We start from the raw sequence: 13,654 nt of genomic DNA on the forward strand, positions 1-13,654 counted from the left end.
GTAAGCTTCAAAAACAGGTCCACTCAAATTGCCGATCCGTTGTTGCCGGGTGGCCTGCCCGAAGTCAGGCCACCCGGTCAAAGATAGCAAACGGGAACAGGCCGATCAGAATTTCGCCATCCAGCCCTTCTGAGCGGCGGCTGCGGCTTGTTCCGGAGATTGCTCGCCGGCGAGCATCTTTTGAGCTTGCACGTCGAACTGGGTCATCAGGTCTTCTGCCACCGGCAGGCCCGTGAACTCATTGGCGAGATAACCGGTCTTGAAGATTTCAAAAGCCTTGCCGAAAGCCTTGTCCGAGGTCACGAAATCGGGCTGGGCGTTGACGTTGCCCGGGAAGGCGTTTGCAAGCGATACGAGCTTGGCGTTCACCTTTTCACTCATCACATATTGGACGAGTTTCCAGGCCTCTTCCTGATGTTTCGAGGCAGCAGAGATGCCGATGCCCCAGGAGGCATAGGGAAGGCCGCGCTTGCCGGTATAGTTTTCCACGACCGGGACCGGGATGAGGTCGAAGTTCAGCTTGGGATTGCGCTTACGGATGAGGTTCACATGCGCGAGCGAGTCGATCATCATCCCGACGCGGTTGTTGACGAACTCCTCGACCTTTTCCTGCTCGGTCTTGGTGGCGATGCCGGGCGAGATGGTTCCGGCGTCGTTGAGAGATTTGACGAAGGTGAGCATATCCACCACCGGTTTGCCCTCAAGGTCCGGCTTGCCGTCCGCCATCATCGACTGACCCGAAGCCCAAACCCACGACATCATGTCGTTCTGGACGCCGGATGGCGTTTGCAGCGAGAGGGGCAGCACCCAGCCATACTGGTTCTTGTCGGCGATCGTCATCTTCTTGGCGGCTTCGAGAAACTCCGCACGGGTCGACGGCAGCTTGGTCACGCCTGCCTGGGCGGCGAGGTCCAAATTCACGAAGACCGGATAGACGAAAGAAGCCACGGGAAACATCACCGCCTTGCCGTCCACCTTGACGATGTCCGCGACCTGGCTCTTGTCGAAACCGCTCGCATCCATCATCGGATTCATGTCGGCGAGTGCGCTCTGCGCATTCAGATTGTTCACCCAGGCACCGTCGAGACCGACGACGTCGCTGAGCGTTCCGGTTGCAGCACCAACCGAGATCTGGTCGCGCGTGGTCGCGTAGGGGCCGCTGACCAGCGTCACTTTGATTCCTGGATTTGCGGCCTCGAAGTCATCCATGATTGCCCTGAGCGAGCCAGCCGGCAATTCGGGCTCCCACCATTGGGTGAATTCCAGCGTCGTATCCGCCATGGCGCCGGTTGCGCCAAGCAACCATGCGGCTGCGGCTATTTTCAGCATCGCGGGTTTTATACGAAACGTCATCTTCTCCTCCTTCTTTATATTCGACCGCACAATGCGGCCGATCGTCTGGTTATTCACAAGTCTTCTTATGCAGGTGCCTCACCCTCACCCGCGGGTCTTATCGCTGATATTCAGATTGCCAGATGCGTCTCGGGATCGAAGAAATGGAGCTTGGTATCATCCAGGGCCAACCTGATTTCCGAGCCGGAGCGGACTGTGCTGACCGGTTCGAATTTCGCCACCGCATTCGACGCCAGGCCGAAATCCTGCACCGCGTCGGGGTCGCCGGAGTCCACCCGGACCGCGTCGATGTCGAGATGGACGATTTGTTCGGATCCAAGTTCTTCGATCGAGGTCACCTTTGCCGGTATCGTCTGATACTTGCGGCCGGATTCGAGGCTGCTGTCATAGAGATCCTCCGGTCGTATCCCGAACACGACCTTGCGCCCCGCATACGACCTCAAGTCCGGCCTGCGGACGAAGGCTGCATCCTGCAGCCGGATGGCTAAGGCGCCGGACATCAGTTCGTCGCCCGTCAGGGTCGCCTCGAAAAGGTTCATTGAAGGAGACCCGATGAAGCCGGCAACGAAGGCGTTCACCGGCGATTCATAGAGCCTCTTGGGTGTGTCGACCTGCTGCAGCACGCCGCCTTTCAACACCGCGACCCGGTCGCCCATCGTCATGGCTTCGGTTTGGTCGTGGGTCACATATATGGTCGTTACGCCGAGCTGCTTTTGCAAACTGGTGATTTCGGCGCGCATTTGAACGCGCAGTTTCGCGTCCAGATTGGAAAGGGGTTCGTCCATGAGAAAGGCTGCCGGCTCGCGCACCATGGCGCGGCCCATGGCAACCCTTTGACGCTGTCCGCCTGAAAGGTTCGCGGGCTTGCTGTCCAGCAGAGACGTCAGTTGAAGGGTTTTGGCGATCTCGTCCACGCGCTTTTTGCGCTCGGCCTTCGGCTTGCCCGCCAGCCGCATCGAAAAGCCGATGTTTTCGAACACCGTCATATGCGGGTAGAGGGCGTAGCTCTGGAAGACCATCGCGATGTCGCGGTCCTTGGGCGGCATGTCGACAACGTCGACTCCGCCGATCCGAAGGCTGCCGCTGGTGACGTCCTCCAATCCCGCGATCATCCGCAGCGCGGTGGATTTGCCACAGCCGGACGGCCCGACGAGAATCAAAAACTCGCCGTCCTTGACCGACAGGTTCAATTGGTCGATTGCGTGAAAATTGTTCCCGTATGTCTTGCAGATATTCTCAAGAACGACTTCTGCCATATTCCTCCCTCCACAAGTCTAAGCCACTGATTTTTATGATTGTCCTCGGCTTATGTTCACCTGCGAAATATTCCTCGGATAGTTCGGACTAAGTTCCGGTATCGAGCCGCGCATATTTCAGTTCGACTGCCGACGGCGCTTTCGTCGATGCCAGAAGTTCCATGACCTGGTCGTTGGTCGGAAGCGCCTCGCGTCCGCCCCGCCCGGTTATCGAAAGGGCCGCCGCCGCAGCCGCGAATGCGACCCGGCCTGCGGTGTCGGCCCCGCGCGTTAATGCAAGGGCATAGGCGCCATGAAAGCAGTCACCGGCGCCGGTCGAGTCGACGACGGCAACCCGGTGCGGAGGCAGGTGCCAGAGCCCTGTCTGGTCGCGTCCGCGATAGAAGACGCCCCTGCCGCCATCCGTCAGAACCACGGCGGACCGCGACGGCAACCACAATGCGTCGAGTATCTCGGCCGGCGACCGGCGGCCGGTGGCGGTCCGCGCAAAGCCGAGCGGAAGAATGAGATGGTCGCAGAGCCCGATCAGTCTCTCGGTGGCCGGGCCGTGGCTCCATTCGACATCACCGAGGATCGCAAGGCCGAGATCGCGAGCCCGGGCCACGACATCCAGCGACCCGATCCCGTAACTGTCGACGATCAGGACTGTCGCGCGGCTGAGAACCTCGTCCGGAAAGTCCGGCGCGGTGCCCAGCATCGCTTCGTCGTCATACGCGATGAATCGCTCGCCATCCGAACCGACGGTGATCCGCGAGCGCACCGGGCGCGCGTGCGGGTGGCGCGGCGCGAACGCGGTTTCAACGCCGCTCGCAACGAGATCGCACAACACGGCGTCGTCGGCGGCATTGCCCAGCCATCCGACGAACCCGGCGCTTCCGCCGAGCCGCGCGACGGCGGCAAGTGCCGTCGCGACATTTCCTCCGAAAGCTCGGGCACTTTGCAGAACCTTCCCCTTGCCCGCCGACAACGGCTGATCGACATAGACGATGTCGTCGATCGCAATAGCTCCGAAGCCGAGGATTGAAGGGACGGTGGGCATCGTTCAGGCACCCGCCTTCGCCAAGGCGTCTTGCGCCGAAAGGCCGTCATGGATGACGCCTCGAAAGGCGATCGCTGCCTTTTCCGGATCGCCGTGCCCCCAGAGATTGCGGCCCACCACGGCACCGCGCGCGCCGGCACGGATGGCGTCCGCCGTCTGCTGAAGGGCGCCGAGCAGCGTGTCGGTCTTCGGACCGCCGGCGATCACAACCGGCACCGGGCAGGTCCGAACGGTCTCTCGAAACGACTCGAAATCGCCCGTGTAACCGATCTTGATCACGTCGACGCCGGACTCGTAGCCGATGCGTGCCGCATAGGCGATCTCGTCGGGGGTGAAGACGATTTTTGCCCCGTCGGTGAAATCGCGAGGGTAGATATGCGCCACCACCGGCATGCCGTAACGGGCCGCCGCATTCACCGAATCGGTCAGCCAGCGTATGTATTTGCCCTCGGTCGCGCCGCGCACCGGAATGGCCACGGCCAACGCATCGGCGCCAGCGCGCACCGCATCCTCGGGCGTTGCAATTAGTTCACTGATGCGATCGTCCGGGGTGAAGCAGCCGGCCTGGATCACCAGGCAAGCCTTGCCCGCGTATTGCGGCCACAGATGGCGCGCAGTGCCAGGCTGGATGCTGACGTAGTCGGGTTTGCCTACCATGACGCGTGCAAGCGCGCCCGGCAGGTCGGCAAGACCTCCTTTGCGCACGTCGCCATAGCCGACAAAGTGGTCGACCGCGCCGCCAAAAAGATTCCCCGACGGATGTGAGAAGAGGCGCGCCAGGCGCACCTTGGTTCCGAGGCTCATGAGTCCAAAACTCTCCAATCGATTGATTTCAAAATCCTGGACCCAGTGTTTGCGAAAGAAAAGACAAATGCAATCTTTCGAAAGCTTTCGAATTCGCATATTTTTGGTAGAGTGAACCGAAGCCAGGGCGATCGCTTGGCGCATGGAGGCAAGGACAGGGCATGTTGTCAGAGCAGAGACGCCAGTCGATCCTGGGTGAAGTGCAACGCAGCGGACAGGTTCGCATCAAGGACCTGTCAGACGATTTTGGCGTGTCGGAAGTCACGGTGCGCTCCGACCTCGAGATACTGGACCGTAAGGGACTGCTGACCAAGACCCGTGGAGGCGCAGTGACCCGGACCACGGATTCGACCACGGCCGCGTTCGCCCGGCGGATGCAAACGAACCTCGATGCAAAGAAACGCATCGCCCGGGCAGCGGTAGAACTGTTCGAGGACAACCAATCGGTCATCTTCGACGGCGGCTCGACATTGATGCAGGTTGCCATGCTGTTACCGCCGCTCAGCAATGTCGTGGTCGCGGCCACGGCGATGAATATCGTGCAGCATCTGATGCATCGGCCCGGGCTCGACGTTCACATGATCGGCGGCCGGGTCTATCCAGACACGGTGAGCACACTGATCACCGATGCCGACACGGCTCTCGGCGGCTTGGTAGCGCATCAGGTCTTTGTTGGAGCGCATGCGATTGACTCGTCACTGGATGTGGTCGACGTGAACGAAGACATGGCGCGAACGAAGCGAAACCTCGTGCGCATGGCCCGGCGCGTTGTCCTCCTTGCGGATTCGAGCAAATGGGGCGTCAGCGGGACCTCAAAGGCCTTTTCGCTGTCGAGCGTCGATGTCGTGATCACGGACGATGGCCTGTCCGGCGCGATACGCAGCCAGCTTGATAGGACCGGGGCCAAGGTGATCTATGCCTGACTCCCTCGCGGTCCCTGGCCACGACGGAAATACCCAATGCGCGCATGACCCACCGGATTCGCATCGGCGGTCGGCCGTTTTTTCATGTCGGTCATTTTCTCCTCCCAGGGCTGGCAGCCTCCCGATATCGCGCCAGCATTTTCGCATGTTGTATAAAAATTTTACGCGCGTCAATATTTAAAATGTTGTATAGCCCTTTGCGAAAGCGATCCGTTGCCGGCTGGGCGAATCCGGCGGAGCATGGCGCATCGGGAGGTACGATCGAAAATGCACGGGATACCAATGACGAAACTCGGGATCGGCGTCATCGGATGCGGCAATATCTCGATGACCTATCTGCGCAATGCCGCCCTCTTCGGCGGCATCGAATTGCGCGCCTGCGCCGATATTTCCGCCGACATGGCGGCAGTGCGGGCGAAGGAATATGGCATACGGGCACTCGGCGTCGATGCACTGCTGGCCGACCCCGAGATCGATCTTGTCCTCAACCTGACCATTCCGGCGGCGCATTTCGATATTTCGTTTGCCGCGCTTTCGGCCGGCAAGCACGTCTTCACCGAAAAGCCGCTCGCCACCTCGGCCGCCGATGGACAGCGCCTGGTCAATGAGGCGCGGTCGCGCGGCCTGCTGCTCGGCTCGGCGCCCGACACGTTCCTCGGTGCTGCCGGGCGCCGTGCGCGCCGGTTGATGGACCAGGGCGCCATTGGCCGTCCGGTCACCGGCACCGCCTTCATGATGGGCCGCGGCATGGAGCACTGGCACCCCAACCCGCAATTCTACTACCAGCCAGGCGGTGGCCCGGTGTTCGACATGGGTCCGTACTATCTGACCATGCTGGTCAATCTGCTCGGCCCGGTCGAGCGCGTCATGGCAATGGCGACACGCGGCCAGGAAGAAAGGCTGATCACCGCCGAAGGGCCATTCAAGAACACCACATTCAAGGTCGGCACGCCGACCAATGTGCTGTCGCTGCTCGAGTTCCGCTCCGGCGCGACCGTCACCTTCGGCGCCTCGTGGGACGTCTTTCGCCACTCCAACCATCCGATCGAACTGCACGGCACGGAGGGCTCGCTGCGCCTGCCCGACCCCGACACGTTCGGCGGCACGGTGTCGCTGTCGGAACGCGGCACCGACTGGCAGGATTTCGCCAGCGAGGGCGAGCTCTACGGCGCCCGCAACTGGCCTTACGCGGCACCCGATCGCGCCAATTACCGCATGCTCGGCGTCGCCGATCTGGTGCGCTCGCTTCAAACCGGCAACACCCCACGGGCCTGCGGCAGCCTTGCGCTGCATGTACTGGAGGTCATGGAGGCTATCCTGCGCTCCGGTGAAACACAGGGCTCGGTCGCCATCGCGGGCGATGTCGTGCAGCCGGCTCTGCTGACCGAGGAAGAGGCGAGCAGCCTGCTGGCCTGAGGGTATGATCATGACGCTCGATCCGGATGCGCTGCGCGTCCTCGAAATTGGTCGTGCAGCCGGCGGCGAGCCATTCGAGACCGGCAGCGTGGCGGCGGCGCGAACTGCCTACAACGCCTCGTTCCCGGCGCTACAGGGTGAGCACGAGCCGGTCGCTGCGACCCAGGAACGGCAGATCGACGGGCCGAATGGGCCTATTGCGCTCCGCATCCATCGCGGCATCGGCGCACCGCAAAGCGGGGCGCCGGCGCTGCTCTATTTGCATGGCGGCGGCTGGGTCATCGGCAACCTCGATTCGCATGACGAGATCTGTCGCCTGATGGCCAATCTCGGCAACGCCGTCATTGTCTGTCCTGACTATCGCCTGGCACCGGACCATAAATTTCCCGCCGGGCTCGAGGATTGTCTGGCAACTCTTCGTTTCCTGGCCGAGAACGCCGCCGATCTCGGCATCGACATCAGACGCATCGGTGTGGCCGGCGACAGCGCCGGCGGCAATCTCGCCGCCGTGCTGGCGCTGCTCGCCCGCGATGGGCTGGCGCCGTCCCTTGCCGCGCAGATCCTGATCTATCCCAACACCGACGCGCGGCAGACATCCGACAGCTACCGGCGTTTCGGCGACGGCTTCGGGCTCACCGCAACCACCATGGCCTGGTTCCGCGACCATTATTTGCGAACGCCCGACGATATCACGGACTGGCGCGTCTCGCCCTTGCTGGCGCCTGCCCTCGCCGGCGCGGCGCCGGCTTTTGTGGCGCTTGCCGGCTGCGACATCCTCGCCGACGAAGGGGCAGCCTATGCGGCGCGCCTGCAAGCCGCGGGCGTTCCGCTCATCCTGCGGCAATGGCCGGGCCAGATCCACGGCTTCGTCTCGATGGGACGCCATATCCCCGCTGCCCGGCAAGCGGTGGCCGAGGCGGTGGCCGCCTGGCGCCAGTTCGAGAAAAGCTGATGCCGGTCGCTCAGGCTGACTGACGCATCACCAGGGTGGCGCCGAGCTTGACGGTGCGCGCCATGCCCTGCTTCGGCGGATCGGCCTCGTCCAGCAAGGCCAGCAGGATCTCGACGCTGCGCCCGGCCATGGCGGCGAAATCCTGCGCCATGGTGGTCAGCGCCGGGCAGGTGTAGCGGCTCAGCGGATGATCGTCATGCGCGGCAACGCGCAGATCGCAATCGGGCCTGCGGCCGACCTTCAGGCCGCGCGAGAACGCAGCCGCCATCACGCCAAAGGCGAGACGATCGTTGGCACACAGGATTGTGCGGCCGGGCAAGGCGCCGGCCTCCAGCATTTTTTCCGTCTGCTCGTAGCCGATGCGTTCGAAGTCCCAGGTGTAATCGCGGGCGGCCTCGATGACGACCGGCTTGAACCCGGCGGTCTCCATCGCGACGATGTAGCTTTCCTGGCGTTCGCCGGAGTTGTGGTTGACGTGTGGGATGTCAAGATAGACCGGCGGCTCACCCGAACGGCAGAGATAGTCGACGATGGTCGAGACGCTCTGCCGGTTGTCGTTGCCAACGAACGGCGTATCGCCCTCGATATAGGTGTCGAAATAGACGATCGGAATGTCCTGCCCGAGCTTGTCGAAGACGCCGCGGTCAGAAGCCAGGCCCAGTGGGGCGATGATCGCGCCGGCGACCTTCAGGGACAGCAGCGTCCTGACCGACTCCGCCTCCAGCTTCGGCGAACCATGCGAGGAGATGACGATCGGCCAGTAGCCTTCGTCGCGGCAGCGAAATTCGATGCGGCTGACCATCTCGGCGTAGAACGGATCGGTGATCGTCGGCACGACGATGCCGATGTTGCGGGTGCGCTTGCGGTTGAGGTTGCGGGCGAAAAGGTTGGGCTGATAGTCCGAGGAGCGCAGGGCGGCTTCGATGCGCGCCCGCGTCGCCGGCTTCACGCTCGCCGGATCGTCGAAATATTTGGACAGCGTCGGCCGGGACACGCCGCATGCCTGGGCGAAGTCGTCCATCGTGCGGTGTGTCTTCTCCGCCATCGATATATTCCTGATCCCCTGCCATGATCGGCCCGGCCACCAGTCATGCGGCCGTTGACCGGATGCGACAATGCTCGACAGAACTTATTCAGTCAATTTTCACGGTTACCAATAGAGCGCAAAAAAATTGCATGCGTCAAATTATTTGTTAACGTTTAAAGCTGACGTGGCTCGCCGCCGTTTTCCCGCCAAACGCTTTCGGACAGCGCTGTTTCGTCGACTTGATCGTCAGTTCGACTATCAAGGGATAGGCTGCAGAAGCTTGCCGCTCGCTCTCGGCTACGGGCCTGCTTGCCAAATGTCGCCATGCCGCCCATACACGGCTTGGGCAATCGCCTCGCCCGTTCGCCACCTGCCAGGGATACTGTCCGATGTCTGCGACGCCGTGGTCAAAGCCGTGACGGATTCTTCCATGCCATCTCTCGCCAGCCTGGGCTGGACGGATTTTTTCGCTGATCAGCTCGAGCCCGACGACGCCGATCTCGTGCCGACGCGGATCGCCACCGTCCACCGCGATCGCCTGACCGGCCTGTCGCAGACAGGGCCGGTCGATCTGACGCTGCCGGCGCAGGCGAACACCGGTGACTATGCGGTCGGCGACTGGGTGCTGGTCGATGGGCATGAACACCTTGTCCAGCGCCGCCTGTCCCGCAAGACGGTGTTGGAACGCCGCACCCAGGGCGGCAGGGTGCCGCAGCTTGCCGCGGCCAATGTCGACACGCTGTTCATCGTCACCTCGTGCAATGCCGACTTCAATCCCGCCAGGCTCGAGCGCTACCTGGCGCTGGCCAATGAAGCCGGAACGACGCCGGTGATCCTGCTGACCAAGGCCGATACCGCTGAAGACGCCGAGACCTATGAAAGGCAGGCTGCCGCGTTGCAGCGCGGATTGCCGGTCGTGATGCTGAACCCCCGCACATCGGATGCGGCAACCGCCCTGGCTGCCTGGTGCGGTGTCGGCCAGACGGTGGCGCTGATCGGCTCCTCCGGCGTCGGCAAATCGACGCTGGTCAACACGCTGGCCGGATCGGCGCAGCAATCGCCGCAACAGACCGGAGGCATTCGCGAGCACGATTCCAAGGGACGCCACACCACCACGTCGCGATCGCTGCACGCCATTGCCGGCGGCGGCTGGGTGATCGATACGCCGGGCATGCGGACTTTGCAGGTCAGCGACGTCGCCTCCGGCATCGACACGCTGTTTGCCGAAATCACCGAGCTCGCGCCGCTCTGCAAGTTCCGCGACTGCACGCATGTGCATGAGCCGGGCTGCGCTGTGCAGGCTGCCTTAAAGGCCGGGACGCTCGATCCGGAGCGCCTTGCCCGCTGGCGAAAACTGTCCGACGAGAACCAGAACAACACGCCGGTTCAGAGCGGCCCCCGCGGAGCCAAGTCTCCCGGCGGTCGCGGGAAGAGGCGTTGAACGGTTGGGGTTGGTCTGGCCTCGGACTAGAGCCGCGCCGTCCCGAAAACCCGATCCCAGAATATCGACGTCACGCCGAAATTGGCGTTTTCGTCGACATGATGATGCACGGCGTGTCGGCGCTTGAGCGTGTAGAGATAGCTCGGATGGGCGGGGTGCCAGTGATGGATCATGTGGTGGATGCTGATGTACCAGAGGTACCCCAGCATCAGCCCGCAGCTTACCGCGCTCGCGGTTGCGAAGTCCGAGACCACCCAAACGGGCACAAACGCGATCAGCGCATGCACCCCGAGGCTGAGCCAGGTCGGGGTGCCCACCGAACTGCGCTCCTCGACATGGTGACGATCATGCAGGTCCTTGATGTAGGGAATATGGTGAAGAACGAACCTGTGCAGCACATACTCGATCAGCGTCCAGAGGCCTAGACAGGCGAGGACCGTGCCGATCCAGCCTGGTGCACTCTCTTCGCCGGCCTCGAGCAGCCCGGCCACTGCCAGCACGGCGATTACCAGCGGATACACGACGAAGTCGCTATAGTAGCCAATAAGACCGAGTTGCATCGTCACCTAGCCTTCGAGCCGCCAAATAAGCGATGGTATCAGATTGCCGGACTCGCGGGTGAGGTGCAATGCAGACGAACCTGACATAGCGTCGCAATCCCTAGGTGCAAGGTTCGCGTCAACGATTCAAGGACCATCGGCAGGCTGCCGGCTTCGCAAACGGACGTATCACAATGGCAAAACGCAGTGCGGGATTGCTGATCTATCGCCGCGGCGACGGCGATCTCAGGGTGTTGCTGGTTCATCCGGGCGGACCGTTTTGGGCGAAGAAGGACGACGGTGCGTGGTCGATACCGAAGGGCCTCATCGGCGAGAACGAGGACGAGTTGGCGGCAGCGCAGCGCGAGACCGAGGAAGAGCTCGGCATCAGGGTCGATGGGTCCTTCACGCGTCTCGGCGACTACAGGCAACCAGGCGGAAAGATCGTCATGGCCTGGTCTGTCGAGGCGACCGCCGACATTGATGTCGCTGCCATCACGAGCAACATTTTTACCATGGAATGGCCGCCAAGGTCGGGATTCCTGAAGGAGTTCCCGGAGGTGGACAGAGCGGGCTGGTTCACCTTGGCCGAGGCCGAGGTGAAGATCCTCAAAGGGCAGCGCCCGATGCTGTCGGACTTTGCCAGGCAGCAAGGCGCCGGATGATCCGCGGCCCTCAGTACGGCAGGCCGACATAGTTCTCGGCGAGCGCGGTCGATGCGGCACGTGACTGCACGAGGTAGTCGAGTTCGGCCTCCTGGATGCGCTGGCCGAACTCGCCGGTGTCTGGAAAGCGGTGCAGCATCGTCGTCATCCACCAGGAGAAACGCACCGCTTTCCAGACCCGTGCCAGAGCCTTGCCTGAATAGGCGTCGATGCCGGCCGTTGACTTGTCGCGATAGAAATCGTGCAGGCCGGCAAAGAGATAGCGCACGTCGCTGGCGGCGAGGTTGAGGCCCTTGGCGCCGGTCGGCGGCACGATGTGGGCGGCATCACCGACCAGGAAGAGCCGGCCGAAGCGCAGCGGCTCGGCAACGAAGGAGCGCAGCGGCGCGATCGATTTCTCGAAGGACGGTCCAGTGACGACATTTGCCGCCGTCTGCTCCGGCAAGCGGCGGCGCAACTCGTCCCAGAAGCGCTCATCCGACCACGCCTCCACGCGATCGTCCTGCGGGCACTGCACATAGGAGCGGCTGCGATGCGTCGAGCGCATCGAGCACAGCGCAAAACCCCGCTCGTGATTGGCGTAGACCAGTTCGCGGTCGGCTGGCGGCACCTCGGCCAGCACGCCGAGCCAGCCGAACGGATACCGCCGCTCGAAGATTTTTAGCGCACGCTCGGGCACCGATTTGCGGCTGACGCCATGATAGCCGTCGCAGCCGGCAACGAAGTCGCAGTCGATGCGATGCGTGACGCCGTCCTTGTCATAGGTGGCGAAAGGCGCGGTGCCGTCGAAATCGTGCAGAGCGACATTTGCCGCCTCGTAGATCGTGGTCAGCCCTGCCGCGTCGCGCTTGTCCATCAAATCGTGCGTCACCTCGGTCTGGCCATAGACGGTGACATGCCTGCCGCCGGTCAGCGCCTCGAGGTCGATGCGATGCAAGCGTCCGTCGAAGGCGAGCGAGATGCCAGTGTGCGGCAGCCCTTCGGCATGCAGCCTTGCCGCCGCGCCGGCCTGTTCCAGCAATTCGACGGTGCCCTGTTCGAGCACCCCTGCCCGCACGCGGCCAAGCACGTGCTCGCGGCTCGCACGTTCCAGAATGACCGTCTCTACGCCGATGCCGGCCAGCAGTTGCCCAAGCAGCAGCCCGGACGGCCCGGACCCGATGACGACGATTTGCGTGCGCATCAGTGGCCGAGACTTTCGACCTGTGCGGCCAGTTCGGCGGCAAGGCGCAGCGACGCGGCCGTTGCGACGACCATCTGCGGCAGCAATAGCCACTCCAGCGTCCAGGCAGCACCCGACCGCTCCTGCTCATGCACGAGCGCGTGATGCATGCCGGCAAGCTGCGTGGCGTTGAAGCGGGCAAGCGCCACCAGCGCTTCGGCCTTCACCGGGTTCTTCTTGTGCGGCATGGCCGACGAGCCGCCGCCACTGGAAAGCTCGATCTCGGTTCCACCTTGCGCCAGCAGCGCGATGTCCTGGCCGAACTTGCCGAGGCTGCCTGATACCAATGACATCAGGCCGGCAAAGTCGGCGAGCGCGTCACGCTGGCTGTGCCACTGCGGTGCGTCGCCAAGACCAAGCCTGGCGGCAAGTGCCGCGCGCACCGCCGGCCCCTTGTCATCAAGCTTTTCCAGCGTGCCGGCGGCACCGCCGAATTGCACCACCAGCAGACGCCTGGACTGCTCGGATAGCCTCTCCTGATGCCGTTGCAGCGGCGCCCGCCACACCCTGACGCCATCGGCCACTTTGATCGGAAGCGCCTTCTGCATGCGCGTCATCCCGGTCAGCGCCCTGCCGCCAAAACGCTCTTTGAGCGAAGCGAGGCGTATGACGGTTTCGGTCAACAGCAGATCGAGATGCTCGACGACGGATTTCAGCCGAAGCATCAGGCCGGTGTCGATCACATCCTGGCTGGTCGCACCGAAATGCACTTTCCGGCCATGCGGTTCGCCGACCGCAGCCCTGATCTGGCGCACCAGCTCCGGCACCATGACGCCGTCCTTGGCGACCCCGGCTCGCAGCAGAGCCGTGTCCGGCCGGAAGGTGCCAAGCGCCGCCACGATCGCTGCCCCGGCATCCTTGGGGATTATCCCGTTATCGGCCTCCGCTTGCGACAGCGCCTGTTCAAAGGCCAGCATGGCCTCGATTTCCGCCTCAACGGAAAAATGCCTCGCCGCTTCTTCGTCGCCGAGAAGAGCGGAGAGCAGCGGATGGTCGAAAGGCGATACAGTCATGTCA

At 62.9% G+C, this 13,654-nt stretch carries 13 protein-coding genes; 5 read left to right on the plus strand and 8 right to left on the minus strand.

The window, feature by feature from the left end; translation table 11 throughout:
* Positions 1 to 105: 105 nt before the first annotated feature.
* The 4 genes from NKI21_RS09800 to NKI21_RS09815 all read right to left on the minus strand — a co-directional run bounded on the left by NKI21_RS09800 (position 106) and on the right by NKI21_RS09815 (position 4,452).
* Entirely contained in the window at positions 106 to 1,353 is a 1,248-nt protein-coding gene (locus NKI21_RS09800) for an ABC transporter substrate-binding protein (RefSeq protein WP_352440061.1), read from the minus strand.
* Positions 1,354 to 1,463: 110 nt separating this feature from the next.
* Entirely contained in the window at positions 1,464 to 2,609 is a 1,146-nt protein-coding gene (locus tag NKI21_RS09805; RefSeq protein WP_023808792.1) for an ABC transporter ATP-binding protein, read from the minus strand.
* 88 nt (positions 2,610 to 2,697) lie between these two features.
* Positions 2,698 to 3,648, minus strand: a complete 951-nt coding sequence (locus tag NKI21_RS09810; RefSeq protein ID WP_352440062.1) for a PfkB family carbohydrate kinase — start codon at positions 3,646 to 3,648, stop codon at positions 2,698 to 2,700.
* Positions 3,649 to 3,651: 3 nt separating this feature from the next.
* The gene (locus NKI21_RS09815) at positions 3,652 to 4,452 is read right to left on the minus strand and encodes a beta/alpha barrel domain-containing protein (protein ID WP_127255183.1); all 801 of its coding nucleotides are present in this window, start codon (positions 4,450 to 4,452) and stop codon (positions 3,652 to 3,654) included.
* Between the two features lie 161 nt (positions 4,453 to 4,613).
* On the opposite strand from NKI21_RS09815, the gene NKI21_RS09820 reads away from it, so the two are divergent.
* The 3 genes from NKI21_RS09820 to NKI21_RS09830 all read left to right on the plus strand — a co-directional run bounded on the left by NKI21_RS09820 (position 4,614) and on the right by NKI21_RS09830 (position 7,743).
* Positions 4,614 to 5,375: a DeoR/GlpR family DNA-binding transcription regulator gene (locus NKI21_RS09820; protein WP_023808795.1), complete on the plus strand. Its 762-nt coding sequence runs from the start codon at positions 4,614 to 4,616 to the stop codon at positions 5,373 to 5,375.
* Positions 5,376 to 5,642: 267 nt separating this feature from the next.
* Complete coding sequence (locus NKI21_RS09825; RefSeq protein WP_023808796.1) at positions 5,643 to 6,791, plus strand: Gfo/Idh/MocA family protein; 1,149 nt, start codon at positions 5,643 to 5,645, stop codon at positions 6,789 to 6,791.
* A 10-nt stretch (positions 6,792 to 6,801) separates the two neighbouring features.
* Positions 6,802 to 7,743 carry an alpha/beta hydrolase gene (locus tag NKI21_RS09830; RefSeq protein ID WP_023808797.1) on the plus strand — a complete coding sequence of 314 codons (942 nt, stop codon included), beginning with the start codon at positions 6,802 to 6,804 and terminating at the stop codon, positions 7,741 to 7,743.
* Between the two features lie 10 nt (positions 7,744 to 7,753).
* Here the strand turns inward: NKI21_RS09830 and NKI21_RS09835 are convergent, their stop codons facing one another.
* A complete protein-coding gene (locus NKI21_RS09835) occupies positions 7,754 to 8,788 on the minus strand; it encodes a LacI family DNA-binding transcriptional regulator (protein WP_023808798.1) in 1,035 nt (344 codons plus the stop codon).
* Positions 8,789 to 9,200: 412 nt separating this feature from the next.
* Here NKI21_RS09835 and rsgA point away from each other — a divergent pair, with 412 nt between their 5' ends.
* Positions 9,201 to 10,211 (plus strand): ribosome small subunit-dependent GTPase A, encoded by a 1,011-nt coding sequence (gene rsgA, locus NKI21_RS09840; RefSeq protein ID WP_352440063.1) that lies wholly within the window; start codon positions 9,201 to 9,203, stop codon positions 10,209 to 10,211.
* Between the two features lie 26 nt (positions 10,212 to 10,237).
* On the opposite strand, the gene NKI21_RS09845 is transcribed toward rsgA, so the two are convergent.
* Positions 10,238 to 10,771 (minus strand): sterol desaturase family protein, encoded by a 534-nt coding sequence (locus NKI21_RS09845; protein ID WP_023808800.1) that lies wholly within the window; start codon positions 10,769 to 10,771, stop codon positions 10,238 to 10,240.
* Positions 10,772 to 10,944: 173 nt separating this feature from the next.
* On the opposite strand from NKI21_RS09845, the gene NKI21_RS09850 reads away from it, so the two are divergent.
* Positions 10,945 to 11,415 carry an NUDIX hydrolase gene (locus NKI21_RS09850; protein WP_023808801.1) on the plus strand — a complete coding sequence of 157 codons (471 nt, stop codon included), beginning with the start codon at positions 10,945 to 10,947 and terminating at the stop codon, positions 11,413 to 11,415.
* Positions 11,416 to 11,425: 10 nt separating this feature from the next.
* Here the strand turns inward: NKI21_RS09850 and pobA are convergent, their stop codons facing one another.
* Positions 11,426 to 12,598, minus strand: coding sequence for a 4-hydroxybenzoate 3-monooxygenase (gene pobA / locus NKI21_RS09855; RefSeq protein ID WP_352440064.1), 1,173 nt, complete (start codon positions 12,596 to 12,598; stop codon positions 11,426 to 11,428).
* Complete coding sequence (locus NKI21_RS09860; RefSeq protein ID WP_352440065.1) at positions 12,598 to 13,650, minus strand: 3-carboxy-cis,cis-muconate cycloisomerase; 1,053 nt, start codon at positions 13,648 to 13,650, stop codon at positions 12,598 to 12,600. Before NKI21_RS09860 ends, pobA begins: the two co-directional genes overlap by 1 nt.
* Positions 13,651 to 13,654 lie beyond the last annotated feature (4 nt).

This window comes from Mesorhizobium sp. M0715 (assembly GCF_040320355.1).
GTDB lineage: Bacteria > Pseudomonadota > Alphaproteobacteria > Rhizobiales > Rhizobiaceae > Mesorhizobium.

Bases quoted from the DNA above. Each gene is read 5' to 3' on its own strand.
- NKI21_RS09860 (WP_352440065.1), bottom strand. From the start codon at position 13,650: ATGACTGTATCGCCTTTCGACCATCCGCTGCTCTCCGCTCTTCTCGGC.
- NKI21_RS09815 (WP_127255183.1), bottom strand. From the start codon at position 4,452: ATGAGCCTCGGAACCAAGGTGCGCCTGGCGCGCCTCTTCTCACATCCG.
- NKI21_RS09820 (WP_023808795.1), top strand. From the start codon at position 4,614: ATGTTGTCAGAGCAGAGACGCCAGTCGATCCTGGGTGAAGTGCAACGC.
- NKI21_RS09830 (WP_023808797.1), top strand. From the start codon at position 6,802: ATGACGCTCGATCCGGATGCGCTGCGCGTCCTCGAAATTGGTCGTGCA.
- NKI21_RS09835 (WP_023808798.1), bottom strand. From the start codon at position 8,788: ATGGCGGAGAAGACACACCGCACGATGGACGACTTCGCCCAGGCATGC.
- NKI21_RS09805 (WP_023808792.1), bottom strand. From the start codon at position 2,609: ATGGCAGAAGTCGTTCTTGAGAATATCTGCAAGACATACGGGAACAAT.
- NKI21_RS09800 (WP_352440061.1), bottom strand. From the start codon at position 1,353: ATGACGTTTCGTATAAAACCCGCGATGCTGAAAATAGCCGCAGCCGCA.
- NKI21_RS09825 (WP_023808796.1), top strand. From the start codon at position 5,643: ATGCACGGGATACCAATGACGAAACTCGGGATCGGCGTCATCGGATGC.
- pobA (WP_352440064.1), bottom strand. From the start codon at position 12,598: ATGCGCACGCAAATCGTCGTCATCGGGTCCGGGCCGTCCGGGCTGCTG.
- NKI21_RS09845 (WP_023808800.1), bottom strand. From the start codon at position 10,771: ATGCAACTCGGTCTTATTGGCTACTATAGCGACTTCGTCGTGTATCCG.
- NKI21_RS09810 (WP_352440062.1), bottom strand. From the start codon at position 3,648: ATGCCCACCGTCCCTTCAATCCTCGGCTTCGGAGCTATTGCGATCGAC.
- rsgA (WP_352440063.1), top strand. From the start codon at position 9,201: ATGCCATCTCTCGCCAGCCTGGGCTGGACGGATTTTTTCGCTGATCAG.
- NKI21_RS09850 (WP_023808801.1), top strand. From the start codon at position 10,945: ATGGCAAAACGCAGTGCGGGATTGCTGATCTATCGCCGCGGCGACGGC.